Here is a 25,942-nt window from a genome sequence, read left to right on the forward strand (position 1 = left end):
GGGGCGACGCCACCTGCACCCCATGTTCCCGTCCCTTCGCCTCCTTGCCACCCCGCGCACCCTGCGCATCCTGCTGCTGGCGCTGACCGCGGCGCTGCTGTCCGCCTGCGCCGGGTTGCCGGAGACGCCCCAGCCCTTCACCCATGCACTGCAGCGGCCCGAGGGCACGCCGCTCGGCGCCGCCGTCGCCGGCCAGGCCGCCCCCCGCCAAGGCGGTTCCGGCCTGCGCCTGCTCGTGCGCGGTGCGGAGGCGCTGGCCGCCCGCGAGGCACTGGCGCTCTCGGCCAGCGCCACCCTCGACCTGCAGTACTACATCCTGGCCGACGACAGTTCCAGCCGCGGCCTGCTCGCGCTGGTGGCGCAGGCAGCCGACCGCGGCGTCCGGGTTCGCCTGCTGGTGGACGACGTGCACACCGGAACGCGAGATGCGGCACTCGCTGAGTTCGCCGCCCATCCCGGCATCGAGGTGCGGGTGTTCAACCCCTTCCGCATCCGCGCACGCATGGGCCTGCGTCGCGGCACCGAACTGCTGTTGCGCTCCGACCGGCTGAACCGCCGCATGCACAACAAGATCATGGTGGCCGACAACGCGGCAGCGATCGTCGGCGGCCGCAACATCGGCAATGCCTACTTCGGGCAGACCTCGGAAACCGCCTTCCTCGACCTGGACGTGCTGGCCATCGGGCCGGTCGTCAAGGAGGCGTCGGCCAGCTTCGACGCCTACTGGAACAGCGCCTGGGCGGTGCCCGTCGAGACCTTCGCCGCCGTGACGGATTCGCACCCGGTCGCGCCGCTCCCAGAGCCTCGCGCGAGCGACGAGGGCGAGGCCATGGCACGGGCCTTGTTCGACGGCACGCTGGCGTTCGAATGGGGCCCGGCCCGCGCGCTCTGGGACCTGCCGGAGAAGGCAGGCGGCCGCGACGCCGCCGCCCGTGATGGCGTGCGCATGGCCCCGTCGCTGCGCGCCCTCGTGATGTCGGCACGCGAACGGGTGACCATCGTCTCGGCGTACTTCGTGCCGGGGCGCGATGGTGTGGAGCAGCTGGCCGGCCTGGTGCGCCGCGGGGTGACGCTCAGCGTGCTGACCAACTCGCTGGCCGCCACCGACGTGGTGGCCGCGCACGCCGGCTACGCCCACTACCGCACCGAACTTGCGCGGGCCGGCGTCGTGCTTCACGAACTTCGTCCGCTGTCCGGCCGCAGCGGCCCGCCGGGAACGGGCGGCTCCGGACCCTTCAGTTCGCGCACCAGCCTGCATGCCAAGGCGTTCATCATCGACGGCCGCACCGTTGTCGTGGGCTCGCCGAATGCAGACCTGCGCTCGGCCTGGCTGAACACCGAACTGGTGTTCGTCGTCGAAAGCGAGAGCCTCGCCCGCAGCCTCGAGGGATTGATCGATCGCGCCGCCGACGAGCGCAGCCATCGGGTTCGCTGGAACGGCAGCCGGCTCACCTGGGAGCGGCGCGAGGGCGACCGCATCGTCGTGCTGGAGGACGAACCGGACACGACCGCCTGGCGGCGCCTGCTGTCCGACCTGCTCTGGATCGTGGCGCCCGAGACTTCGCTTTGAGGCGACGCCGCCCGGGCGGTGGACGGCCAGTCAGTTCAGTGGCCGCCAAGGCGATCGCCCGCAACGGCACAGTTGCCTCTGAACATCCAAGCCCGACGCTTTGCGAAGAACGCGACCGTCCAGCCTGGATGCGATGAACAAGCTCGTCAAGGCGCTGGAAGCCGCCCCCGAACTGCGCCGTTGATCGCCTGAACGGACGAAGGCCCGCACCTCTCGGCGCGGGCCTTTTTTCATGGCGACGGACTGGCCTGCGCTCAGCCGAGGCGGAACACCTGCACGCCCTCGCGCAAGCCGTCGGCCTGCGCCTTCATGCTTTCGGCCGCGGCGCTGGACTGCTCCACCAGGGCGGCATTCTGCTGCGTCATGCGGTCGAGCTGGACGACGGCCTGGTTGATCTGGCCAAGGCCCTCGCTCTGCTCGCTGGTGGCCGCCGTGATCTCGCCGATCACCTGCGACACGCGCTGCACCGAGTTCACGATGTCGTCCATCGTCACGCCGGCCTCGCGCACCAGCACCGAGCCCGACTCGACCTGTTCCACCGAGCGGCTGATCAGCTGCTTGATCTCCTTGGCCGCCTGGGCCGAGCGCTGGGCCAGGGTGCGCACCTCGGCCGCCACCACGGCGAAGCCGCGGCCCTGCTCGCCGGCGCGCGCCGCTTCCACCGCGGCGTTCAGCGCGAGGATGTTGGTCTGGAACGCGATGCCGTCGATCACCCCGATGATCTCGCCGATCTGGCGGGAGCTGGCGGTGATGGCTTCCATGTTCGTCACCACGCTTGCAACGACCTCGCCACCCTTGGTGGCCGCGCTGGCCGCAGAGCCGGCCAGTTCGCAGGCGGTGCGTGCCGATTCGGCCGACTGGCGCACCGTGCCGGTCAACTGGCTCATGGACGATGCGGTCTGCTGAAGGTTCGCGGCAGCCTGCTCGGTGCGCTCGGACAGGTCGCGGTTGCCGGTGGCGATTTCGCTGCTGGAGGTGCCGATGCCGTCCACCGACTGGCGGATCTGGCCAACCAGCGTGGCGAGCGAGCCCACCATCTTCGACAGCCCGGCTTGCAGCTGGCCGAGTTCATCATCGCGGTCGACCGTGATGCGCACCGACAGGTCGCCATTGCCGACGGATTCCACCGCGCGCACCACCGTCAGGACCGGCCGCGTGATGCTGCGGGTGATCAGAACGGCGAGCAGGACACCCGACAACAGCGCCAAGGCCACGGCCGCGAGCGTGACGGCCAACGCGCGTTCATAGGCACCCAGTGCATCGGCCTTGGCCTGCTTGGCGCCTTCCTCGTTGAACTTGATCAGGTCGGCCAGGGCCTTTTCGCCCGCGATCATGTCCTTGGCCACTTTCTCGTTGAGGTCGAAGAGCGCCTGCGGGTCGCGGCTTTCGCTGGCCTTCATGAAGCCGAGCAGCGCCACGTTGGCCTCGCCGATCACGCCGACCCGCGCCTTCACGGCGTCGAGCAGCGCACCTTCTTCAGGCGAAGCGACGTGGTCGGTGTAGCCCTTGAGCAGCTCGGCGATGTGAACTGCGTGGCCGGCGATGTCGCGTTCACGCACGCCCACGTCCGCCAACGGGCTGGTCGCGGTGAGGCGAAGCTGCGCACGGCGCGTGCTGTGCAGGTAGTGACGGATGTCGTTGGTCTGCTGCAGGCCGGCGAGCCAGCGATCGGTCACGGTGACCGTGCCCGCGTAGATGGTCTTCATCTGCGACACGGCGACGAGCGCGCTGCCGATGCACAGGACGAGCACGGCGGCAAAGGCGAGGCCGAGCCGGGCGCCAAGGGAGCGGGTGTGGGACTTCAGCACAGGGGAGCACCTCGGAAGGAAGGTCCGGCAGCGGGCCGGGACCGGGACGAACGGACGCCGCTGGAGCGGCGCGGGTCCGTTGTTATCGACGCACCGGATCGGTGCTTGAACCGGTCCGCGTGATCGAATTGGCACCTGCCACCCCGACGTGGCAGGGCCGATCCCCCGCCTGGCGTTCCCCTGGCGGACCGCCGCTCAGCGCTGTTCGGCAGGCACCGTCACGCTCAGGCCTTGATGGTCGGGCGACAGCATCACCTGGCAGGCGAGCCGGCTGGTCGGGAGTCGCTCGGCCGCGGTGAAACCGAGCGTCTCGTCCTCGCGCGCGGAGGGTGCGGGCAAGCGTGCCGCCCACTCCGGGTCCACGTAGACATGGCACGTGCCGCACGACGCGCCACCGCCGCATTCGGCGAGGATGCCGTCGACACCGTAGCCGGTGGCGGCCTGCATCAGGGTGACGCCCTCGGGCGCCTCGAAGCCGACCTCTGAACCGTCGGACAAATGGAAAGTGATATCGGGCATGGGCAGATCGTGACAACCAGGCCGTGAGTGTGCCTCCATCCGGACCGCGGCCGCGGCGTCACGAGCTAGGAGCGTGGGCGGCAGAGAGAAGGGCTCGCGTTGGCCCTTCGGGCCGGGGCGATTCGCGGGGGCATCCTTCGTTGCCGACTCGTTGTGTGGCTCGCCACACGGCCTCGCCGGCGCCTCGTCTGCCACCGCGACTCGCTCCGGCGCGAGCCCTTCTCTCTGCCGCCCACGCTCCTAGGGATGGACCGGGCGCGGCGTGAACCGCACAGTCGGCCACCCCTTTTCCTGAGGCCGGCCATGCACATGCTTCTTCTCCGCCGCTCGCTGCTGCTGGCCGGCCTGCTGGGCATCGCGCTGCCTGCCGCATCGCACGATGGCGATCGGGAACGGGCTCGACCGGCGCGCGCCCTGCACGCCATCGGCGGCGGCTACGACAAGGCCCTGGAGACCTACGCCCTCGACGTGGCGCGGCAGACCCGAGGGCCGGCGGTGCACATGGTGATGGTGCCGGCGGCCTTCGCCGACGATCCGGTGCTGCCGGAGGACCCGATCATCCTTGCCGAGGACGTTGCCGCCCTGCAGGCGGCGTGCGACAAGGTACTCGACCGCGCGGCCCACCCCGGCGGCTGCCATGTCAGCTCGGTGCCCCTCTTCGTCGCCGCCGACGCTCACGCGCCGGCCATCGTGTCGGCCTTGCGCGCCCCGGCGGTCGACGGCATCTTCTTCACCGGCGGGGACCAGGGTTACGCGATGCGGATCCTCGCCGGGTCGCCCGCCGAGGCGGCCCTGTCGGAAGCGGCCGATCGCGGCGTGGTGTTCGGCGGGACGAGCGCGGGCGCCGCTATCCAGTCGCGTGTGATGAACGCGGGCTACACGGACGCGGGCGACAGCACCAATGCGCTCGAGAAAGGGTCCATCGATCTCTGGTACGGGCGTCCTTCCGGCCACCGCGGCTTGCGTTTCGGCTCGCGGCAGGTGGTCATCGACGAGCACACCCATTCGCGAGGGCGGCTGGGCCGCATGATCAACGCCTCGGCGCAGACGGCCGACGTGCTCGGGCAGGGCGGCCTGCTGGGGCTCGGCCTGGACTACGACACCGGCGTCTCCATCGTGGGCGATCGATGGTTGACGGGCGTGGGCGGCGTGTCCTCGGGCCTGGTCGTGGACCTCGTCACCGCACGTGCGCGCCATGCCTGGGTCGGACCCCGGGCGGCCTTGAGCGCGCGCCGCGTCGTGACCCACGTGCTGCCGCCCGCGCGCGGCCTGGCATTCGACCTGTCTTCCCGCACGCCGTGGCTCGGCGGGCGCCCGGTGCGCTTTGACGGCCTGCCGCGAGCGCCGCTGCGGCTGCGAGCTGCCCCGGGCGCAACCCTCATGCTCTCGGGCGACGTTGCCGACGACCTGGACGGTCCCGTGATCCGCGAGTTCGTGCGCCGGGCGTCGCGCCAGCGCCTGGGCAAGCTCGTCATCGTCGCCGCCGCATGGTCCGACCTGGCGGAAACCCAGGCGCTGGCAACGCAGTACCAGCAGGCGATCGTGCGGGCCGGCTGGGCCGGCTCCACCAGCGTGCACCTGCACGGGCAGACCGCCCTGGACCCGGCTCGCGCACGCGACGCGACGGCCGTGCTGGTCATCGGTCGGGACCAGTCGCGGATGGGGTCCGTGGTGGCCGATCCCGCTTTCACGGCCTGGCTCAGGCTCGCCGCACGCCACGCCGAGGTGGTGATGTTGGAGCGCGCGATGGCCGCGGCGGCCGGACCGCACTACCACGCCGTGGGCGAGGGCGACAGCGCAGACGACGCCATCGCCGCCTTTACCGTCGCCGGCACACGGGTGCAGCGCGGACTCGGCCTCGTACAGGGCGCCGCGGTCGAACCGCGTCTCCAGGTCGACCGACGCTGGGGCCGCCTCTACGGCCTGGGCTTGCAGCATCGGCACACCCCGGCACTGGGCATCAGCGAATTGACCGCGCTGGTTCTCGAGGGACACCGCGCCGCGGTGCTCGGGCGACAGCCAGTGGTCGCGGTGGATTCGCGAGGCGCCACGCACTTCGCGGGCAGCAACGGCGCCTTCGGCGCATTGAACGTGCTTGTCGATGTCTACCAGCCCGGCGAATCGGTGGGTGACTGACTGAGGACAAGGCCTTCCGCGTCGCGTGGCGCGAGCGCTGTGCGCAACCCGACGGCTGCATCCGACCGGGCGGCCGAAATCCGTTCAGCGCGGGATTCGCACGATTTTTCACTGTGCAGCCCGATACGCAGCACGTATAACTGTCCCTCGGGCCGACTGCCCGTGGTGCGGAGATCCGGTGGGCGATGGCGTGGTGGACTGGCGGCGTTCCTTTCGCAGCCTGACGGTGGCAGCGGCGCTGGTGCTCATGGCCGTGGGCGGGTTCCTGGCCTACTCGCTGTCTCAAAGCCATGCCCGCTACGAGTCGGCCACTGACGACGCGCTGCAGAACCTCACCTTCAACCTCGAGCGCTACCTGTTCACCCGCTTGCAAGCCGCCGACCTGGTGCTGCAATCGGCGGGCGAAAACTACGCGCGCCTGAGTCGTCAGGCCAAGCCGGAGCCGGCCGTGTTCAGCGAATCGCTGAGGGCGCTCCAGCAGCGGCTGCCGGAGGCGCCGGACATTCGCGCGTCCGACCGAGCCGGGCGCGTGCGCTACGGTGTTCGCGTGGACCCCCTTCGCCCGCTCGACATCACGCAGCGCCAGTTCTTCATCGAGGCCAGCGCCCGGCCCGGCCTGGTCGTCGGGCTGCCCTTGCGCTCGCGCCTGAGCGAGCGCTGGGTGTTGCCGATCGCGCGCCAGTTCCAGGATGCCGCCGGCACGCCAGCGGGTGTGGTCTACGTCACCATGGAGATGGAATCCCTGACCGGCATGCTGCGGTCGCTGAAGATCGGCGAGCACGGGGTGATCACGCTCTTCAATCCCCAACGCGAGGTGCTGCTGCGCATTCCCGATGCCCCCTTGCTGCAGGACGAACGGCCCAAGCGCCTCACGGCACCGGAGACGTTGAAGGCCCTGGCTGCCAACGCGGACAACGGCGTCTTCGATGCCCACAGCTCGATCGACGGTCATCCCCGACGGCTGATGTACCGGCGCGTCGGCGACTACCCGGCCTACATCCTCGTCGGCCTGTCCAGGGCCGACGTGCTGGCGCCCTGGTACCGGGAGGTGACGATTGCGTCGCTGTTCTGGCTGGTGCTTGCGGCGAGTGGCGGGCTGCTTCTCGGACAGCAGTACCGCGCAGGGGTGACGCGCGAGCATGCATTGCGCGAGTTGGAGGCGGCCAAGCAGCAGGCAGAAGCGGCCAACCGGTCCAAGTCGCTGTTCCTTGCGAACATGAGTCACGAGATCCGCACACCGCTCAACGGTGTCCTGGGCTTCGCCCAGATCGGCCACCGGGATCCGACGGCCACGACCGAGACGCGCAGCATGTTCTCCAGCATTCTGCAGGCAGGAAAGCTGCTGCAGGGCATTCTGAACGACGTGCTCGACATGTCCAAGATCGAGGCGGGCAAGCTCGTCCTCGATGCCACGCCGACGGCACTGCGGCCGGTGTTCGAGCATGCGCTCGACCTGGTGCGGGACGCGGCCCGCGACAAGGGACTGTCCCTGAAGTTGCACATCGACGACGAACTGCCGGAGCGGGCGGTCCTCGACCCGCTGCGCCTCGGCCAGGTGGTGCTCAACCTGCTGTCCAATGCGGTGAAGTTCACCGCGCAGGGCGAGGTGACGGTCACGGTCGACCGCGCCGGACGCGACCTTCGCGTCCGGGTGGCCGACACCGGTGTGGGCATGTCACCCGAGCAGCTCGCCCGGCTCTTCACCCCGTTCGAACAGGCCGACCGGTCCACCACCCGGCGCTACGGCGGAACCGGCCTCGGGCTCACCATCACGAAGCGGCTGGTCGAGCTGATGAACGGGTTCATTCGTGTCGAGAGTCGCCTGGGAGCGGGAGCCACGTTCACCGTTCGGATGCCGCTCGTCGCGTGTGGCACCCCCACGCCGGCGTCCGGGAACTTGCCCGGCGACGGCGCACCGGGCGGCGCCGTACCATCGCCTTCAACCGAACCCGTCGCGCGCCCGCTGCCGCATCGCGATCCACCAGCCGCTTCGCACACCGCCGCGAACACGCCGATGCTCGCCGCCGGAGCCACCCCGCCCGCGCCTCCCGCTTCGGCGTCGGACCCGGCCCGCGCGCGATTGCGCGGCGTGCGCGTGCTGGTGGCCGAGGACAACCCGGTGAACCAGATCGTGATCGAGGGCCTGCTGTCGATGGAGGGGGCGACGGCCGACGTGGTGGACGACGGCCTTGCCGCACTGGACCGGGTGCGGGCGCAAGGCGACGCGCCGTACGACCTGGTGCTGCTCGATGTGATGATGCCCGGCATCGACGGCTACGAAACCGCCCGCCGCATGCGGCTGCTCGACCCGGCCCTGCCCATCGTCGGCCAGACGGCGCACGCCCTGGAGGAGGACCGGGAGCAGTGCCTCGCCGCCGGCATGGTGGACCGGCTCACCAAGCCCATCGACAGCGATGAGCTGGTGCGCGCGGTGCTGCGGCACGCCCGCGGCGGTTGACGCGGCCCTGCCCGGCCCACTGTCCCTGGCCAACATCGCGGCCAGCGCGCTTGATAGAGCGCTGACCGAGGCGAGGGCCTGGCTCAGGGCTCCCGCAGGCGCTGCAGCGCTTCTGCCGGCAAGACCGCCTCGACGATCGTGCCTGCTCCGGGCGAGGAATGCAGCTGCAGGCTGCCGCCGATCGCCTCAAGCCGCTCGCGCATGTTGCGCAGGCCGATGCCCCGGCGCGGGTCGAGTTGCACGGCCTGCAGATCGAAGCCGCGGCCGTCATCGGCGACGCTGAGGCGAAGGCCTTCGGCGTCCTCCTGCAGCGCAATGCGCACCTGGCGTGCGCCCGCGTGCTTGCCGATGTTGGTCAGCGCCTCCTGGGTCACCCGGAACAGCACGGTGGCCACCTCGGCCGGCAGGCGCTCGCCGTCGTCCAGTGCCAGCGCCTGCACGATGACCTGTGCGCCGCCCGCTTCGCTGACCTCACGGCCCAGCTGCTCCAGCGCCGCGGGCAGGCCGAGGGTGTCGAGCATCGCCGGACGCAAGCGGTGCGACAGGCGCCGGACCTCGACGAGTGAATCGTTGATGCGTGCCAACGCAGTGCCAAGCGCGCCGGGGACGGCGCTGCGGCTGCGTTCCATCGCGTCCACGACCGACTCGATCAGCAGCTTGGTGGACACGAGCGTCTGGCTCGTGCCGTCGTGCAGTTCGCGCGCCAGGTGGGCCCGCTCGTCCTCCTGCGAGCGCACGACCTGGCGCGCCATGAGTCGCAGCTTGGCATCGGCCACCTTGTGCTCGCTGATGTTGAGCCACAGGCCGCTCGCGCTGATGAGGGCGACGCCCACCGCCGCGATGCCCGCGATCCAGAGGAGGGTCGTCTCGATGTGCCGGCTCACCTGCTGGTCGAGCGTGCGCAAGGTCTGCTCGATGTCGTCCAGGTAGAGCCCCGTGCCGATCATCCAGCCCCATTTGGGCAGGGCGATCACATAGCCCATCTTCTGCACCCGCTGTCCCGTGGAGGGCTTGCGCCACTGGTACTTGATGAAACCGCCGCCCGCACGGGCCTTGGCCACCAGGTGCTGGATGGTGGGCACGCCCTGGTCATCGCGCAGGTCCCAGAGGTCGGTGCCGACCAGTTCGGGCTGGCGGGGGTGCATCAGCGAGCGGCCGTTCAGGTCGTAGACGAAGAAATAGCCGTCGTCGCCATAGTCGAGCGAGGCCAGCAGCCGCAGCGCCTGATCGCGCCGGGCCGGCGTGTCCTCCCCCTCGTCGTAGAGCGGGGTGAGGATGCTGCGCGCCAGATCGACGTAGTGGCGCAGCTCGGCTTCGCGCGCCGCCATGTAAGCCTGCTCCACCAGCGCCCGCTCGCGTTCGGCGAGCGAGCGTTCCTGGTGCCGCACGCCCGTGGCGATCAGGGCGAGCGACAGCAGCAGCGGCAAGGCCGCGAGCAGGAGCAGCTTGGACTGGAGGCGCATGGCCCATTGTCGCGCCGCTGCCTCAGCAGCAGCGGCCGGTGCGCGACCCGTAGCGCGCCTGCTGGCGCTCGCGGAAGAAGGCTTCGTAGTCCATGGGTGCCTGGTCCGGGTGGGTGGCCGCCATGTGGCGCACGTAGGCGCCATAGTCGGGCACGCCCACCATCAGCCGGAACGACTGGGCGAGGTAGCGGCCCGCTTGCTGCACCTCCCCCGTCCAGCCCGCCGCGCGGGCCGGTCCCTTCACTGCGCGCCCTCCGGCATGGCGTGGTACGGCGTCTCCGCGGTGCTCGGGCGCTCCAGGCGGCGTGCGGCCATGACGGCCTTGACGCTGTAGAAGAGCACGCTCAGCACGACCGCGATGAAGAGCACGCACAGGGCCGCGTCCAGCCGGTCGTTGAAGACGATGCGCGACATGGCCAGCGGCGTCTTCGCCGGGGCGAGCAGCGTCCCTTGCGCGAGCGCATCGGCGTACTTGTCGGCGTGCGCCAGGAAGCCCACCCGCGGATCGGCCGAGAAGATCTTCTGCCAGCCGGCGGTCAAGGTGCAAGCCAGCAGCCAGGCGGCGGGCAGCATCGTGACCCAGGCGAAGTGGCCGCGCTTCATGCGGAAGAGCACCACGGTGCCGAGCATCAGGGCCACGGCCGCCAGCATCTGGTTGGAGATGCCGAACAGCGGCCACAGGGTGTTGATGCCGCCCAGCGGGTCGACCACGCCCTGGTAGAGGAAGTAGCCCCAGGCCGCCACGCACAGGCCGGTTGCGGTGAGGTTGGCCACCAGCGAGTCGGTGCGCTTGAAGGCCGGCACGAAGCTGCCCAGCAGGTCCTGCAGCATGAAGCGGCCCGCGCGGGTGCCGGCATCCACGGCCGTGAGGATGAACAGCGCCTCGAACAGGATCGCGAAGTGGTACCAGAAGGCCATCATCGCCTTGCCACCGATCGCCTGGTGGAGGATGTGCGCCATGCCGACCGCCAGGGTCGGCGCGCCACCGGCGCGCGCGAGGATGGTGTTCTCGCCCACGTCCTTGGCGGTCTGCACCAGCACGTCCGGCGTGATCACGAAGCCCCAGGTCGACAGCGTCTGCGCCACCGACTCCGGCGTACTGCCCACCAGCGCAGCGGGGCTGTTCATCGCGAAGTAGATGCCCGGCTCGATGCACGAGGCCGCCACCAGGGCCATCACCGCGACGAACGACTCGGCCAGCATGCCGCCGTAGCCGATGAAGCGCGCGTGGGTCTCGTTCTCCAGCATCTTGGGCGTGGTGCCCGAGGAGATGAGGGCATGGAAGCCGGACACCGCGCCGCAGGCGATGGTGATGAAGAGGAAGGGGAACAGGTCACCCGACCACACCGGGCCGTTGCCCTGCGCGAATTGGGTGAAGGCCGGCATCTGCAGGTCCGGCGCGACGATCAGGATGCCGATCGCGAGTGCGACGATGGTGCCGATCTTCAGGAAGGTCGACAGGTAGTCGCGCGGCGCGAGCAGCAACCACACCGGCAGCACCGAGGCCACGAAGCCGTAGCCGATCAGCATCCAGGTGAGCGCCTTGCCGTCGAAGGTGAAGAGCGGTGCGAGCGCGGGGTTCTCGTGCACCCACTGGCCGCCGAAGATCGACAGCATCAGCAGCACGAAGCCGATCAGCGAAACCTCTCCGATGCGGCCCGGCCGGATGAACCGCAGGTACACGCCCATGAACAGCGCGACCGGAATGGTCGCGCCCACCGTGAAGGTGCCCCAGGGCGAGTCGGCCAGCGCCTTGACGACGATGAGCGCCAGCACTGCGAGGATGATGATCATGATCATGAACGCACCGAACAGCGCGATCAGTCCCGGCACCGTGCCCATCTCCTGCTTGACGAGGTCGCCCAGCGAGCGGCCGTCGCGACGCGTCGAGATGAAGAGGACGATGAAGTCCTGCACCGCCCCGGCGAACACCACGCCGGCCAGCAGCCACAGCAGCCCGGGCAGGTAGCCCATCTGGGCGGCGAGCACGGGACCGACCAGCGGACCGGCGCCGGCGATGGCCGCGAAGTGGTGGCCGTACAGCACGTACTTGTTGGTCGGCACGTAGTCCAGCCCGTCGTTGTGCGTCCACGCCGGCGTGCGGCGGGTCGGGTCAAGGCCCAGCACCCGTTGGGCCAGGAACAGGCTGTAGTAGCGGTAGGCGATGAGGTAGACGCAGACCGCGGCCACCACGACCCAGAGCGCGCTCACGGCCTCGCCGCGACCCAGCGCGACGACGGCCAGGGCGAAGGCGCCGAGGACGGAGACCAGCAGCCACGGCAAGTGGCGACGGACGAAGGGCATGGGATGACTCCTGGAGCGCGGGACGTCCCCGCAGGATGAGACCCGGCAGTCTGCGCGGCAGGAAGGCGTGGCGCATTGGTCGCACCACGCAGCGGACCGCGCGGCAACACCTAAGGGTTCCTCCCGATGAGCCCCCTCCGAAGCGGCCCCCGATCCGGGGGGCGCGAAGCGGGCCACCACCGCCTAGATTGAACCGGTGGCGTGCACCGCCACGCGATCCACCACCCCAGGGAGCACACCCCATGCGCAGCGCATCCATCCTCGTCGCCGGCCTTCTCGCCGGCCTTTCGGCCACCGCACAGGCCAGCCACTACGCCGCCGGCTTCCACCTCGACGGCTGGCTGCCGCCGCTGCGCACGAACACCGCCGCGGACGGCCCCCACTCCTTGCCGGGCGAGTGGAGCTCACCCGGCTCCGGAGGAACCGGCTTCGCCACCACCGTGCGCACGCGCACCCTGGACGGCACCGCGGTGGACCCCGTCACCGGCGCCGTGACCCACACCTACAGTCCCTACATGTCGGCACCCAGCGTGCACGTCTACCAGGGCCACCCGCTCAGCCTCGGCGAGAGCATCGCCACGCTGTGGTCAGGCATGTCTCCGGACGCGTTCGGGCATTCGCACCTGTACATGAGCTACATGTCCACCGAGCTCACCGGCGTGGATGGTCGCCTGGATGGCCAGTCGCGGGCCAGCTGGAGCCGCGGTTTCTCCCTGGACCCGTACAGCTCGTTCACCATTGCGGGCACCTTCGATCTCGCCATCGAGGACACGGCGGTACCGCTGTCGACGGTCGGGGCGGCCGAGGTGATGGCCGACCACTCCTTCGCCTCGCTGAGCTACCGCGACACGTGGGGCCGCGTGGGCGGCTATCTCAACGCCGTGATCGGCGGCGCCGGCGGCCCGCTTCAGGGCGGCATCTTCGACTACGACATCGGCGAGGACGGCCGGTTGTCCCTCACCATCACCAACCCGGGCGCCGGCCGCCTCTACGGAACGCTATTCGCCGGCACGCAGGCGAACGTCGTGGCCGCCATCCCCGAGCCGGGCACCTGGGCGCTCATGCTGCTCGGTGTGGGAGGCGTGGCCACGGCCAGTCGGCGCGGGCGCAGCGGGCGCAACGCCGGGCCCTTGATGCCGGCCTGAACGGCTGACGCAGGCGCGCCCGCGGCGGGCTGGCCCGGGCCCGGGCAGCGCGCATTCACCGGGGCGCGCCCTTGGCGCGCTCCGCGTCCGGCGCGGCGTACGCGGCCCGTCCGGCTGAACGACAATTCCCCGTTCCGCCACAGCCGCGTGCCCCATGAAGATTCCGTTCAAGTACACCATGGCGAAGAACTCGCTCTTCGCCATCCTGCTGCGTTCGTCGTGGTGGATCAGCACCGCCATCGGCCTGGCGCTCGGACTCGTGTGCCTCGCCCTGCTGCCGGCGGAGTTCAAGCTCGTCGGCGCAGCCTCCGGACTGCCCTTTCTGGTCATCGGCGTCATGGCGGCCGTGCGCCAATGGAAACGGCCGAGCGCCGCGCGCGTGGCCGCCACGGTGCAGGCCGTCTCGGCGATGCCCTGGCCGGCGTTTGCGTCGCTGCTCGAGCAGGCCTTTCGCCGGGACGGCTACGCCGTCACCCGCGTCAACGCGGAAGCCTTCGACTTCGAGCTGGAGCGGGCGGGGCGCCATGTGCTGGTGAGCGCCCGCCGCTGGAAGTCCGCCCGCATCGGGCTGGAGGCACTGAAGGCCTTGCAAACGGCACGCGACAAGCACGACGCCTCGGGCGCATTCCTGATCGGCCTGGGGGCCTTGAGCGACAACGCCCGCCCTTACGCCGCCGCGCAGGGCATCGCGGTCTGGCAAGGGGAAGATCTCGCCATGGCGTTGCAGGGCCAGCCGTTGACCGCGCCGACCGCTGCTTGAGTTCAGGCGGCCGCGCGAGCCGCTTCCCCGGCCCGCTCGCCGCCCGGTGCTCGAGGTTCAGTCGAGCCCGCCCGGCCCCGATGCGTGCTCGACCGCGTACTTGATCAGTTCGGCCTGCCCTTCGAGCCCAAGCTTTCGCTTGATGTTCTGCCGGTGCGCCTCGACGGTCCGCACGCTCAAGTCGAGATCCCGCGCGAGCTGCTTGCTCGACAGGCCCTTGGCCAGGCCTGAGAGGATCTGGCTCTCGCGCAGCGAGAGCACGGGTCGCGGCGCCTGGTTGCGAAAGAGGCGACGCGACACCGCCGGACTGAGGAACGTCCCGCCGGCCGCCACGGCCTGGATCGCCGCAACGATCTCGCTGGCCGGCGCGTCCTTCAGCACGTACCCGCGGGCACCGGCCTGCAAGGCACGCTGCACGTACTCGGGGTTGTCGTACATGCTGAGCATCAGCACCAGCAGGCCCGGGTGCTCCGACAACAGCAGCGCTGCCAGGTCGATGCCGTTCATGTCCCGCATGCCGACATCCATCAGCACGAGCGTGGGCGACGCCAGCAGCACCTGCTGCTGCGCCTCGGCGGCCGAGCCGGCCTCCCCCACCACCTCGACGCCCGGCACCGTCGAAAGGCGCGCCCGCAGGCCATCACGCACCAGCGGGTGGTCGTCGCTCAGCAGCAGGCGGATGGCGGGTTCGACCATCTCGGGATTGTAGAGAGCAGCGGGCAGTTTCCAGTCAGCCGCCGGCAGCGCCTCGCCCATGGTGCGTCGTTCTCTCTGCCGCCCACACTCCTAAACGAACTTGAGCCGCAGTTCCTTGGTGTTGCCGTCGAAGGTCACGCCACCGACATTGATGGCGAGCACGGCCTCCTGGACCGAGGCGTCGATCTCGAACTCGACGTTCTCTTCCTTCGTTTCGTCCTGCGCCGCCAGTTCGTTGAGCTGATTGACGGGCTTCAACGACAGCTCGCCGATCTTCAGCCGGAACGAGTCGCCCCAGAACACCACGCCGCCGGGGGCGTTCGTCCACACGCGGACCCGGAAGCGGAGGAGCTGCTTCTGCGGCGACTCGGGCGCCCGCTGCGCACTGACGATCGTGTACCGAAACTTCTGCCCGGTGCCGCTGTGCATCGTCACCGAGGTTCCATCCGGCATCTCGATGGGGCGCTCGACTGCGGGCGCAGGAGCGGGCGCGCTGGGGGCCACCGCGGGAGGTGGGGCGGCGCCGGCCTTGTGCTCCACAGGCACGGCAGCGACGATGGCCGTGGCCTGATCCTTCTTGCCCACCATGCCGGCCTGATACAGCGCGGCGATGAGCCCCGAAGTTGCCGTCACCCCGGCGGCCAGGGCCGTCAGGACGCCGGGCAGCGTGTGCCACCATCCCTGGGACTTTGCGTCTTCAGCCATGCCGTCCTCCCTCGTCGTGCGCAGGAGTTCTCCCGCCTGCGCAGCGGTTAGTGCCCGACCATTATCGGGATCACCGCGACTTCGGCAAGCGGCAGTTCACGTTTGCGGGCGCGCCCCGGCGCCGTGCCGGCATGTCGGGCCCGCTCGTCGCCCCGATCGGGTGCCAGGTGCCGGAAAAGGGCCGAGCTTGCACGGCGCGATGACGCCGACCGCGGTCAGTCGGGGTTCTTCGCCAGGCGCGCCGCCAGCTTCATCAGCGTGGGAACCCGCTTCCTGCCGTGCATGGAGCGCACCCGCGCCTTGGCTGCACCGATGTCGAGACCCGCACACGTGACGAACAAGGGCGGGGCCTCGTCCTCGCGCACGACCTCGCACTGCGCCGGGAGACCGACGAGGCCCTTCTTCGAAATGCCGACGACGGGCACCCTGCCGCCCAATGTCTGGAACAGGTGCTGGCCCACGCCGGGGCTGTCCTCGGCATCGAGATGGACGAAGCCTTCGATGAGCAGCAGTTCAGGCGCCAGGCGGTGCTCCACGAGCAACTGCATCACGCAGTGGAGCGCGCGCAGGTCCGGTTGTCCGCGCTCCACCGTGTCGACATGGGCGATGCGAGTGCGGAAGGTCTTCGTCGCCTCCGCGGCATCCCAGGCATCGAACGCCACGGCGGCAGCGCTCGCTTGCGTGCCTTCCCAATGAACAGCGACGAAGAGTTTCATTGCGGGATTATGAGCGGCGCGATTCCGGGACGTCGCGAGTCAGCGCACCGGCATGCAAAGGCCGACCTCGTCGCAGGCCGGGCGCCAGCGCGCCGGGCGCTGCGACATGCTGCACCTGCCCCGCGCAGCTCAGCTGGTGAACCCGCAACGCGCCGCTTGCAGTCGCCACGATGGACTGCGGCGACGCGCGGGCTTCAGCGTCGCACTTCCGGCTCGGCGCGCCGCTGCAGCACCCCGATGGGCGGTGCCCAGCGCTCGCCCTTGACCTTCTTGGCGGTGACCAGCGTGATGTCCGCCGGCTCGAACACCTCCACGTTGTGCGTGATGGGCGTGGTCAGCACGTACTGGGCGCGGGTCGACTTGAGGAAGTGGCCGACGAGCTGGATGTTGCGCACGTCCAGGTGGGCAAAAGGCTCGTCGATGAAGACGAAGCCGCCCGGGGTCTCGTCGTCCTTCATCAGGCCCACGAGCAGGATGAGTGACTTGATGACCTGCTGGCCGCCGGAGGCCTCACCGTCGTTGAGGCCGATCTCGCCCTTGCCGTCGAAGTTGAAGTTCACCTTGAGCTCGGCCTGGCGCAGCACGGCGTCGTCGGCGTCGAGGTGCGGCAGGTCGGCGCTCACCACCACGCCCGCCAGCTGGCCGAGCTCGATGATGTTCTTGCGGTAGCGCCGCACGGTCGCCTTGAGCACGTCGATGTAGCGGGCGCGGGCGTTGTCGACCGCGATGCGGGCGGCCTCGTTGCTGGCCTTGCGCTGGGCCAGCTGCTCGTCCTGCGTGAGCACCGCGGCGTTCATCAGGGTGAGCTTCTCTTCGACGCTCGCGTCGGTTTCCCAATGCCCCTGGGCGAGCTCCGCCTCCACCGCCTCGCTGCGCAGCCGCGCCTGGGTGGCCGAGCCGAAACGGCCGCGCAACGCCGCCACCTGCTCGGGACGGATCCAGCGCGCAGGAAAGCGAGCCCGTTGCTGGCGCGAGGCTGCCGTGCGCGTGCGCAGTTCCGACAGACGCGCCGACCAGTCGCGGTGCTGCTGCTCGGCGCGCTGGTCCCCCACCTGCAGCCGGTGCTGCGCCTGCTCGTACGCCGTGCGGGTGTGCACCTGCTCGCGCACGGCGTCGTTGTAGTCGGCGTCGAGCCGCTGCCAGCGGGCGCCCGCATCGGCCCGCGTCCGGCTCAGGGCCGGCAGGGTCTGCCGCGCTTCGGCGAACTCGCCACTGCGATCGGCCAGCTCCTGAGCGGCCTTGTGGCCCTTGGCCGCCTGCTGCGCGTCCTTCAACTGCCGCTGCACGCCCTGCTGCTCCTGGGCGACGGCCGTGAGGCGGTCGTCGAGCTGGCTCAAGCGCTGCTCGATGGAGGTCTTGCGGGCGCTCACGGCGGCCGCGCCGAACTGGTAGTCGCCCGGGTCCACGAACACGCTGCGACCGCCGCGGCCATCGCGGTGGTAGGCCTGGGGCGTGATCCACTCACCGCCCTGGCGAACGCCGTGCTCGGTGCTGTCGACGCGCTGGATGTGGGTCAGCTGGCGCAACAGCCAGCCCGGCACCGGGGCGCTGAAGCGCATCACGGCGAGCAGGCTTTGGGCCGGGGGATTGGCTGCCGCCGTTTCGGCCTCGGCCACGACGTAATGACGGTACCGCTCGCGCTCTGCAATCGCGAGTGCGCGTGACTCGTCGGCCGCCCGTTGCAGCACGACCACCCAGCGGGCGCCGCGCAATACGCCTTCGGCGGCGCCGCGCCAGCGCTCATCGGTGATCTCGACCACGTCGGCCATCACGTGGTGAGGGATGCCGGCCTCCGCCAGGGTGCGCTTGAAGCGCATCACGTCCGCCGGCGGCGGCGCCTGCCGCTGGCCCTGCAGGCCGGCCAGTGCACGCTCGGCCTCCACCCGCTGGTCGCTCAGGCGTTGCCAGTCGGCGGCCAGGGCCTGGCGGCGCGACTCCAACGCTTCCAGCCGGGCGCCGAGTTGCGCGACATCGGTCTCGATGGCGGCCAGCGCCTCCAGCTCCTGCACCCGCTTGACGAGCTCTTCCAGGGGCCGCTCCGCATCGCGTGCGGCATCGAGCGAACGCTTGGCTGCGGCGCGTTCGTCGTTGAGGGTGTCGACCCTCACGGCCGCCGCTTGCTGGGCTTCGTGCAGGGCGTGCAGCTGGGTCCTCAGCTCGGCGCGCTGCCGCGCCTCGCCTGCGGCCTCACGGCGCTGCCGGTGCAGGTCACGCAACCGGCCGGTGAGCTGCTGGCGTTCCTCGGCCCACGTGAGGACGGGGAACACCTCGGTCGCCAGCGACTCCCGTTCCTTCAACTTGAGCTGGTACTGCTGGTACAGGTTGACGCGTGCCTCCAGTTCGGCGCGCTGCGCCTTGCCGTGCACGAGTTCGCGTTCGGCGGCCTCCACTTCCTGGGACAGCTGCCGCTGGTGGCTGCGGGCTTCTTCGTAGCGGTCCAGCACGTCCTGGTCGCCGAAGACGTCGAACACCAGGCGCAGCAGTTCCTTCGGCGAGTACTCGCAGAGGCGGTCGGTCTGGCCCTGCTCCAGCGCCAGCACGCGGGCGATGGCGCGGCTGAGGCCGGCACCCTCGAGGCGTTTGCGCCAGTGCTCGATGCCGAGCCAGTCCTTGTCGCCGCGGGCCACCAGGGCCTCGATCCCGACATCGCCCTCCACCATCAGGTAGCGCCGCTGCCAGTCGCCGCCATTGCGGTCGATGCGGCAGGCCAGGGTCACCGTGTCGCTGTAGAGCAGGCAGCGGGCGAACGGGCGGCTGCCGGACTGGCGCGTGCGCGGACGGTTGTCCACGGTGGCGCGCAGCCAGGCGCTGTCGGCGTTGGCATGCCGTGCGTAGGTCTTGTAGTTGCGCCCGCCCGAGCAGTCCAGCCCGAGCAAGGTGCGCATGGCATCGAGCAAGGTGGTCTTGCCGGACCCGTTGGGGCCGGCCACGGTGACGATGGCACCGTCGAGCGGCAGGGTCAGGCGCTGGCAATAGTCCCAGTGCAGGAGTTCGAGGCTTTGCAGGTGGAACATGGTTCAGTCGGCAGGGCTGTCGTGGGGCGGGAGGTCGGCGTCGACCTCCAGGTCGGGTGCGTCGGGCGTCTGCGCAACCGCATCGTCGGGCACGCTCTCGTCCGAGGGCACGCGCGCGCGCGCCGAGGCCAGCAGGTCGCCGAGCGCGCCATCGAGGATCCGAGGTGCGAGGGTGTCGTAGTCGAGCAGCAGGTCGAGCAGCGGGCCTTCGCTGATGTCGTCGCCCCGCATGACGATGAAGCCGTGGTTCGCCAGGCGCCGCAGGTTGGTGTCCATGCGGGTCTTGCGCCCAAGCTGGGCGCCGAAGTCGGCCAGCAGCGAGCGGTACGACACGGTGCCGCTCACGCTCGCCGCCCTCGGCATGGGACGGTCGGTGCGGAACATCTCGTTCTGCCCGTCGCCCTCGGCGCTGGGTGCGCGCGCGGCCTGGCGCTCTCGCTTGGGCAGGATGATGAGCGACCACAGCACGACCAGCAGCGACACGGCGTCACGCGGCAAGTCGATGTTGTTGTGGCTGTCGAGTCCCGCCTCGCCGAACACGGCCGCCTCCGCGGGACGCAGCAGGGCGACGGCCACATGGTCGGCATGCACGTTGTCGATGAGGCGCAGGCCCACCTGGCCCAGGCGCTCCTGCACGGCGGACCACAGGTCGGCGTCGATGAGGGCACGCCGCACCTTGGGATGCTGCCGAGGAAGCCAGCGGCGCGCCAGCAGTTCGGCCGCCAGCAAGGCGGCGTCGTCAAGAGGAGTGCTCATTCGGAACGGGGCTCGGATTCAGTGGGAATGCGCGGGCGGAAGTGGCCTTCGCTGATGAGGGCCACCTCATGGTCCTGCGTCTTGATGAGTGCCGGCGTGAGCGACAGCTGCCAGGCCGCACGCGCCAGGTCGCCGGTCTGGCTCTTCAAGGTCGCGGCCTGCGCGTCGCCGAGCAGCGGCATGAGCTGCATGCGGTACGCGGCATGGGCGAAACGGCGGCCCAGCACGGCCTCGGACAGGGTCGGCGCCTGTTCGGCATCGGCCGGGCGTTCGCTCCAGCGGCCGAAGAGGTTGATGAGGTGGCCGAGCTCCGGCGGCAGGCTCAGGATGTCGAGCGACCCCTCGGCCGCCGCACTGGCCGGCGGCAGGCCGGTCGGGCGATCGGGGTCGGGCCGGTCTCGTTCGAGTTCGGACTCGGCCACGTCGACAAGGTCGTGCGGGCTCACGAACACCGGCCGCACGCCCGTCGACAGCGCATCGCCCAACAGCTCGTGCAGCGCAGGATGGTGGCGCAGCCAGTGCCGCACGTCGGAGGTGGTGAGGCCGGTGCTGCCGAGCGTCACGCGTTGTCGGTCGGCCTGCTGAAGGGCGCGTGTGAACTGGCTCGCCATCGAGAGCAGCCGCGCCTGATCCTGGCCCAGTGCGCGGGCGGCCCGCTCGAGGCGGGCGTTGTCGTGCTGGTCCCGGATGATGGCCGACAGGGCTTGGCCGGCCTTGTCGACCAGCGCCAGCGCGCGGTCGAAGCGAGGCTGCGCCTGGCGCAGGCGCGCTTCCGAGCCGCTGGCGATCGCGTCGGCGAACTCGTCATGGAGCCGGGCCAGCTGGGCGTGCAGGTGCTGCAACTGGTTGGCGTCGACCACGCCGAGCTGCTGGGCCCCGGCCACCTGCGCGAGCAGGCCGGACAATTCGTCGTCATCCTGCGGCGCCGTGGTCAGCGGCGCGAGCAGGGCATGGGTCTGGTGGGCCAGCGTCGAGAGGTGATAGTCCAGGGCAGATCCGTCCCACACCAGCAGGCCCAGGTCGCGCAGGCGCTTGAGCGCGGTCTCCAGCGCATCGGGCAGCACGGCATGGAACAACTGGTTGACGTCGTCCCGCGTCAGGCGCCCCTGCGGCACGGCGGCCAGGCTGAGGAAGCACCACACCCGCAGGCGAACCAGCGCCGCAGGGCCGGAAAAAAGGCCGCGCAAGGCCTCGATCGCGTCCTGCTTGCGGGCCAGGGCGAAGGCGAGGGGGTGGTCCTGGGGGAATTCGGGGTCTCTGAACAGGTCCTCGAAGCGGGCCGATTCGGCGGGTTCCGCCGACATGGCAATCTCGTTCATCGGCGGGATTTTGCCTGATGCCGTCCGGCGCCCCTCCCTCCGAGGGGGATGGCGCGCGGCAGAGCCTGATGGCAGGATCGTCCCCGGCCTCAAGGGGAACCGCCATGCAAGCACTTCGCGGCATCGATCACGCACCGCGACCGCGCGGACGCCAGCGCAGGGCGCCGCCAAGCGTTCCCGGGGCGGCGGGCTGGGCGCACCGGGCCCTTGTCGTCCTCGGGCTTGTCGCTGCCTTCTCCGCGGCAGCCGCACCGCCCGCGCTGCCGGCGCTGGGCGCCGCGCGGGAGATTACCCTCTCCGGCCTCTCCTCCGGCGGCTATGCCGCGGCGCAGTTCGCCGTCGTGCATGGCAAGGACGTGCGAGGCGTCGGCGTGATCGCGGGCGGCCCCTACGACTGCGCGATGGGTGATCTCGCCGAGGCGATGACACGCTGCGCCTGCACCGGCGATCGGTGCGCCGCCACCACACCGTCGGTGCTGGCCACGCGCTCGGCGTTGCGCGCCCGGGGCAAGGCTTCGCTCGGACGCATCGATCCGCTGGACGCGCTCAAGCGGCAGCGTGTGTGGCTGTTCTCGGGTGGCGTCGACGACACGGTGCCCGCCGCGAACGTGAAGGCACTTCGCGACTTCTATGTGGAGGGGATGGGCACGCCGGCGGCGCATGTACACCTCGAGCACCGGCCGGAAGCGGGCCACGGCTTGCCCGTCGACGACGCGCCCGGCGCCGGTGCGTGCGGGGTGTCCGCCCCGCCCTTCATCAACGACTGCGACTTCGATGCGGCCGGTCAGTTGCTCGGCTGGCTGCTTCCCGGGACCGTGCACAAGACGCCCGCGGCCGGCGAGCTCCTTGCCTTCGACCAGCGTCCCTACCTGAGGGGCCTGGCGTGGACGGGGCTCGCGAATGAAGGCTTCGTGTACGTCCCTGCCTCATGCCGCGCCGGTCGGTCGGCGGGTTGCCGTGTCCATGTCGTCTTCCACGGCTGCCGGCAGGCCAGCCTTTCCGACGACGGATCGGGCGGTACGGTCGGGCGGAGCTTCGTCGAGCGCGCGGGCTTCAACGCATGGGCGGCGTCCAGTCGCCTGATCGTGCTCTACCCGCAGGTGATGCCGCACGACACGGGGCTGCCCCTGCCGTACCGGCTGAACCCACGGGCCTGCTGGGACTTCTGGGGCTACACCAGCCGCACGCCCTGGGCCGGGACCCAGGTCACGCACGAGGCGCCGCAGATCCGGGCCGTTCGTGCCATGGTGCGGGCGCTGCAGCGCTGAGGCCGCCGCATCCGGGCACCTCGGGTCCAGCCGCTCAATGCAGGGCAACGTTGAGCTGGTCCACGACCACCGCCCAATCGGCATCGTCGAGCAGCAGTTCCTTCAGCAAGCCGGCTTGGGAGTCCGTCCAGAACGGCGCCTCGGTCACCTTGACGTCGCCAGGCAGCGGACGGTGGCTTTCGATGAAGGCACGGATGTCCGACTCGGACGAAGGCAGGCCGAGTTGCTCGAACAGTTCGTGGAATTCGTGGTTCATGGTTTCCATGCGGGGCTCCTCAGCGATGTGTCGAGCCGAGCGTAGAACAAGGGCGGCGTCCAACCTGTAGGACGACGGCGTGTTGCGGCCACGGCATGCGACACACGCGCTTTCATCCGCTTTCGCGCCGATACGCTACCGCGCCGGCGGCAGGGCTTCTGCGGTGCTCGGGATTGCCGAGCGGTCGCGCCCGGCCTAGAGTCATTCCGATCGGGCGACCCAACAGCCCAACCCACACGGAGACTCACCATGCAGCTGTCGTTCCTCACCAAGCCCGTCGCCATCGCCACGCTGTGCCTGGCCGCGGTCGCGTCCGTTTCGCCGGCCGATGCGGCGGGGCGCGGCCCCTGGCACACCAGCGGCGCCCGCATCCTCGATGCGGACAACCAGCCGGTGCGCATGGCCGGCGTCAACTGGTTCGGCTTCGAGACCGGCAATCACACGGTGCACGGCCTGTGGCAGCGCTCGTACAAGGGCATGCTCGACCAGATCAAGGCCCTCGGCTACAACACCATCCGCCTGCCCTACAGCAACGACGTGTTCACGGCGATGCCCAACGGCATCGACTATGCGCAGAACCCGGACCTGCAAGGCTTGAGCTCCATCCAGGTCATGGACAAGGTCATCGCGTACGCAACCCAGATCGGCCTGCGCATCCTGCTCGACCGCCACCGCCCGACGGCCGCCGCCCAGTCCGAACTCTGGTACACCAACGAGGTGCCCGAGTCGAAGTGGATCAGCGACTGGGTGGCGCTCGCCCGGCGCTACAAGGCGAACCCGAACGTCATCGGCGCCGACCTGCACAACGAGCCGCACGGGGCGGCATGCTGGGGTTGCGGTGACACGGCCCGTGACTGGCGCCTCGCCGCCCAACGGGCCGGCAACGCCATCCTGGCCGAAAACCCGAACTGGCTCATCGTCGTCGAGGGCGTGGACGCCTACAACGGCGACACGTACTGGTGGGGCGGCCATCTGGCGGGCGCCCGCACGGCGCCCGTAACCCTCAACGTGCCGAACAGGCTCGTGTACTCGGCGCACGACTACCCTTCCTCCGTCTACGGTCAGACCTGGTTCCAGGCGCCCAACTACCCGGCCAACCTGGAATCGGTGTGGGACACGCACTGGGGCTACCTGGCACGGGAGAACATCGCCCCCGTCCTCCTCGGCGAATTCGGCTCCAAGCTCGGAACCGCCTCCGACCGCACGTGGTTCAGCACCCTCGTCGGCTACCTGCAGCGCAATCCCAACATCCAGTGGACGTTCTGGAGCTGGAACCCGAACTCCGGTGACACGGGTGGACTGCTGGCGGACGACTGGACCACCGTGGTCCAGGCCAAGCAGACGGAGCTCGCGAAGATCCAGTCGCCGCTTTGCACCACCGACTGTGGTGGCGGCGCCCCGACACAGCCTGCCGTTCAGCCTGACCGCACGAGCGTGGCCATCCCCGCCGGCGGCACCGCGTCGGTGGCCGTGAAGCTCACTCGTGCACCGACCGCCAACGTCTCGGTGAGCGTGGCCCGCGCCTCCGGCTCGACCGCACTGGTCGTTCGTTCGGGCGCCACCCTCACGTTCACGCCGGCCAACTGGAACGTCGCGCAGAACGTCGTCTTCGCCGGGCCGGCCGCGGCGCCGTCCACCGACCTCTCGGCCCAGTTCCGCATCGCCGGCACCGGCCTGACGCCGGCCGCCGTGACGGTCACCCAGGCCGGCGCCACCTCGGCCGCGGCCTGCAGCGTGAGCTACCAGACCGCCAACAGCTGGAACAACGGCTTCACCGCCAACGTGGTGCTGACCAACAACGGCACGGCGCCCATCAACGGCTGGCAGCTCAGCTGGAACTACAGCAGCCCGGTCACCATCAGCAACGCGTGGAACGGCACGGTGACGGCGAGCGGCACCAGCGCCAGCGCCTCGCCCGCGTCCTACAACGCCACCGTGCCGGCGAAAGGCTCGGTGAGCGTCGGCTTCAACGGCAACTTCAACGGCAGCCTGCCGACGGTGTCCAACCTCCGCTGGGCCGGACGCACCTGCACGGTCACGGCCCGCTGAGGCCTGACCCGGGCCGGGCGCCTGCATGACGCTCGGCCCGGCGCGCACGTCGGCGCGTTGGCGAGCTCATGCGCGACAGGCTCGCCTCCTCATGCGGGCCAAGCAGGCAACGTGGCCCTCAGACCACGCCCCCGTTCGCATAGACGGTCTGTCCATTGATCCAGCCACCGTCCGCACTGCACAGGGTGCCGATCACGTCGGCAATGTCGGCGGGCTCGCCGAGCCGCTTGTGCGGCGTGCGCTGCACGAAGCCCGCAATCTGCTGAGGCGTCTTCCCGTCCGTGAAGAGCGTGGTGTTGACCAGCCCCGGCGCAACGGCGTTCACGGAGATCCGGCGCCCTTCGAGCTCCTTGGCGAGCACACTGGCATAGAGGTCCTGGGCACCCTTGGTCGCAGCGTAGGGGCCATAGGTGGCCGAGCGCAGCTGGGTGATGCTCGACGACAGCGCGATGATGCGGCCGCCATCGCGCACCCGTCGCGCCCCTTCGCGCAGCACGAAGAAGCTGCCCTTCTGGTTGACGTCCAGCATGCGCTCGAAGTCGCTGTCCGTCATGTCCCGCAGCGGCGCCAGGCGCATGATGCCGGCATTGCTCACCACCACGTCGACGCCACCAAATGCGCGCTCGGTGGCATCGAACAGCCGCTGCACCGCTTGCCGGTCGCTGACGTCGGCCTGGACGGCGATCGCCCGACCTCCGGCACGTTCGATGTCGCGCACCACGCCGGCGGCGAGCTCGGCATTGACGAGGTAGTTGACTGCGACCGCGTGTCCGTCGCGGGCCAGGCGTCGGGCCGTTGCCGCGCCGATGCCGCGCGAGGAGCCGGTCACGATGGCGACTCGCCCATCCGCCCCGCCGGGCGCGGTCGCCGAGGAGGCCGCTGGCGCGGCGCGGGAATTGCCGGCCACCAGGGCGGGCGCCATCGCTGAAGCGGCGAGCATCCTGCGGCGCGACAGGGAAGGGTTGCGAAAGGGGTTCATCGTGATCTCCTTGGAGAGTGA

General features: G+C 70.3%; 20 protein-coding genes. 7 read left to right on the forward strand and 13 right to left on the reverse strand.

Annotation, left to right across the window (positions count from 1 at the left end):
- Positions 1–22 precede the first annotated feature (22 nt).
- Positions 23–1,570 carry a phospholipase D family protein gene (locus ACSQ2F_RS17330; protein WP_436025061.1) on the forward strand — a complete coding sequence of 516 codons (1,548 nt, stop codon included), beginning with the start codon at positions 23–25 and terminating at the stop codon, positions 1,568–1,570.
- 254 nt (positions 1,571–1,824) lie between these two features.
- Here the strand turns inward: ACSQ2F_RS17330 and ACSQ2F_RS17335 are convergent, their stop codons facing one another.
- A complete protein-coding gene (locus tag ACSQ2F_RS17335) occupies positions 1,825–3,378 on the reverse strand; it encodes a methyl-accepting chemotaxis protein (RefSeq protein WP_436025063.1) in 1,554 nt (517 codons plus the stop codon).
- 195 nt (positions 3,379–3,573) lie between these two features.
- Positions 3,574–3,897: a 2Fe-2S iron-sulfur cluster-binding protein gene (locus ACSQ2F_RS17340; protein ID WP_436025065.1), complete on the reverse strand. Its 324-nt coding sequence runs from the start codon at positions 3,895–3,897 to the stop codon at positions 3,574–3,576.
- Between the two features lie 303 nt (positions 3,898–4,200).
- On the opposite strand from ACSQ2F_RS17340, the gene ACSQ2F_RS17345 reads away from it, so the two are divergent.
- Both ACSQ2F_RS17345 and ACSQ2F_RS17350 read left to right on the forward strand, forming a co-directional pair.
- Complete coding sequence (locus ACSQ2F_RS17345; protein WP_436025067.1) at positions 4,201–6,033, forward strand: Type 1 glutamine amidotransferase-like domain-containing protein; 1,833 nt, start codon at positions 4,201–4,203, stop codon at positions 6,031–6,033.
- A gap of 178 nt (positions 6,034–6,211) precedes the next feature.
- Positions 6,212–8,491 (forward strand): ATP-binding protein, encoded by a 2,280-nt coding sequence (locus tag ACSQ2F_RS17350; protein WP_436025069.1) that lies wholly within the window; start codon positions 6,212–6,214, stop codon positions 8,489–8,491.
- 83 nt (positions 8,492–8,574) lie between these two features.
- Here ACSQ2F_RS17350 and ACSQ2F_RS17355 read toward each other — a convergent pair whose 3' ends face one another.
- Genes ACSQ2F_RS17355 through ACSQ2F_RS17365 form a run of 3 tightly spaced genes read right to left on the reverse strand, consistent with a single transcriptional unit; the run spans position 8,575 to position 12,258 of the window.
- On the reverse strand, positions 8,575–9,954 hold the full coding sequence (locus tag ACSQ2F_RS17355) for a cache domain-containing protein (protein WP_436025071.1): 1,380 nt from the start codon (positions 9,952–9,954) through the stop codon (positions 8,575–8,577).
- Between the two features lie 22 nt (positions 9,955–9,976).
- Positions 9,977–10,198 carry a YbdD/YjiX family protein gene (locus tag ACSQ2F_RS17360; RefSeq protein WP_436025073.1) on the reverse strand — a complete coding sequence of 74 codons (222 nt, stop codon included), beginning with the start codon at positions 10,196–10,198 and terminating at the stop codon, positions 9,977–9,979.
- Positions 10,195–12,258 (reverse strand): carbon starvation CstA family protein, encoded by a 2,064-nt coding sequence (locus ACSQ2F_RS17365; protein WP_436025075.1) that lies wholly within the window; start codon positions 12,256–12,258, stop codon positions 10,195–10,197. The genes ACSQ2F_RS17360 and ACSQ2F_RS17365 overlap by 4 nt, the downstream gene beginning before the upstream one ends.
- A 242-nt stretch (positions 12,259–12,500) precedes the next feature.
- Here ACSQ2F_RS17365 and ACSQ2F_RS17370 point away from each other — a divergent pair, with 242 nt between their 5' ends.
- Both ACSQ2F_RS17370 and ACSQ2F_RS17375 read left to right on the forward strand, forming a co-directional pair.
- Positions 12,501–13,403, forward strand: a complete 903-nt coding sequence (locus ACSQ2F_RS17370) for a PEP-CTERM sorting domain-containing protein (protein WP_436025077.1) — start codon at positions 12,501–12,503, stop codon at positions 13,401–13,403.
- A 154-nt stretch (positions 13,404–13,557) separates the two neighbouring features.
- On the forward strand, positions 13,558–14,163 hold the full coding sequence (locus tag ACSQ2F_RS17375) for a restriction endonuclease (RefSeq protein WP_436025079.1): 606 nt from the start codon (positions 13,558–13,560) through the stop codon (positions 14,161–14,163).
- A 57-nt stretch (positions 14,164–14,220) separates the two neighbouring features.
- On the opposite strand, the gene ACSQ2F_RS17380 is transcribed toward ACSQ2F_RS17375, so the two are convergent.
- From ACSQ2F_RS17380 to ACSQ2F_RS17405, 6 genes are all read right to left on the reverse strand, one after another.
- On the reverse strand, positions 14,221–14,859 hold the full coding sequence (locus ACSQ2F_RS17380) for a response regulator transcription factor (protein ID WP_436025081.1): 639 nt from the start codon (positions 14,857–14,859) through the stop codon (positions 14,221–14,223).
- A 90-nt stretch (positions 14,860–14,949) separates the two neighbouring features.
- Complete coding sequence (locus tag ACSQ2F_RS17385; protein ID WP_436025083.1) at positions 14,950–15,564, reverse strand: hypothetical protein; 615 nt, start codon at positions 15,562–15,564, stop codon at positions 14,950–14,952.
- Between the two features lie 215 nt (positions 15,565–15,779).
- Positions 15,780–16,280 carry an endonuclease V gene (locus ACSQ2F_RS17390; RefSeq protein WP_436025085.1) on the reverse strand — a complete coding sequence of 167 codons (501 nt, stop codon included), beginning with the start codon at positions 16,278–16,280 and terminating at the stop codon, positions 15,780–15,782.
- 194 nt (positions 16,281–16,474) lie between these two features.
- Positions 16,475–19,294 (reverse strand): ATP-binding protein, encoded by a 2,820-nt coding sequence (locus ACSQ2F_RS17395; RefSeq protein ID WP_436025087.1) that lies wholly within the window; start codon positions 19,292–19,294, stop codon positions 16,475–16,477.
- Positions 19,295–19,297: 3 nt separating this feature from the next.
- A complete protein-coding gene (locus ACSQ2F_RS17400) occupies positions 19,298–20,050 on the reverse strand; it encodes a hypothetical protein (RefSeq protein WP_436025089.1) in 753 nt (250 codons plus the stop codon).
- The gene (locus ACSQ2F_RS17405; protein ID WP_436025091.1) at positions 20,047–21,369 is read right to left on the reverse strand and encodes a hypothetical protein; all 1,323 of its coding nucleotides are present in this window, start codon (positions 21,367–21,369) and stop codon (positions 20,047–20,049) included. Before ACSQ2F_RS17405 ends, ACSQ2F_RS17400 begins: the two co-directional genes overlap by 4 nt.
- Positions 21,370–21,473: 104 nt before the next feature.
- Here ACSQ2F_RS17405 and ACSQ2F_RS17410 point away from each other — a divergent pair, with 104 nt between their 5' ends.
- Positions 21,474–22,637 carry an extracellular catalytic domain type 2 short-chain-length polyhydroxyalkanoate depolymerase gene (locus ACSQ2F_RS17410; RefSeq protein ID WP_436025093.1) on the forward strand — a complete coding sequence of 388 codons (1,164 nt, stop codon included), beginning with the start codon at positions 21,474–21,476 and terminating at the stop codon, positions 22,635–22,637.
- A 34-nt stretch (positions 22,638–22,671) separates the two neighbouring features.
- On the opposite strand, the gene ACSQ2F_RS17415 is transcribed toward ACSQ2F_RS17410, so the two are convergent.
- Positions 22,672–22,902 (reverse strand): DUF2789 domain-containing protein, encoded by a 231-nt coding sequence (locus tag ACSQ2F_RS17415; RefSeq protein WP_436025095.1) that lies wholly within the window; start codon positions 22,900–22,902, stop codon positions 22,672–22,674.
- Between the two features lie 240 nt (positions 22,903–23,142).
- On the opposite strand from ACSQ2F_RS17415, the gene ACSQ2F_RS17420 reads away from it, so the two are divergent.
- Complete coding sequence (locus ACSQ2F_RS17420; RefSeq protein WP_436025097.1) at positions 23,143–24,942, forward strand: cellulase family glycosylhydrolase; 1,800 nt, start codon at positions 23,143–23,145, stop codon at positions 24,940–24,942.
- A gap of 118 nt (positions 24,943–25,060) precedes the next feature.
- On the opposite strand, the gene ACSQ2F_RS17425 is transcribed toward ACSQ2F_RS17420, so the two are convergent.
- Positions 25,061–25,921 (reverse strand): SDR family oxidoreductase, encoded by an 861-nt coding sequence (locus ACSQ2F_RS17425; protein ID WP_436025099.1) that lies wholly within the window; start codon positions 25,919–25,921, stop codon positions 25,061–25,063.
- Between the last annotated feature and the right edge of the window lie 21 nt (positions 25,922–25,942).

Source organism: Rhizobacter sp. LjRoot28 (assembly GCF_964253025.1).
GTDB lineage: Bacteria > Pseudomonadota > Gammaproteobacteria > Burkholderiales > Burkholderiaceae_C > Rhizobacter.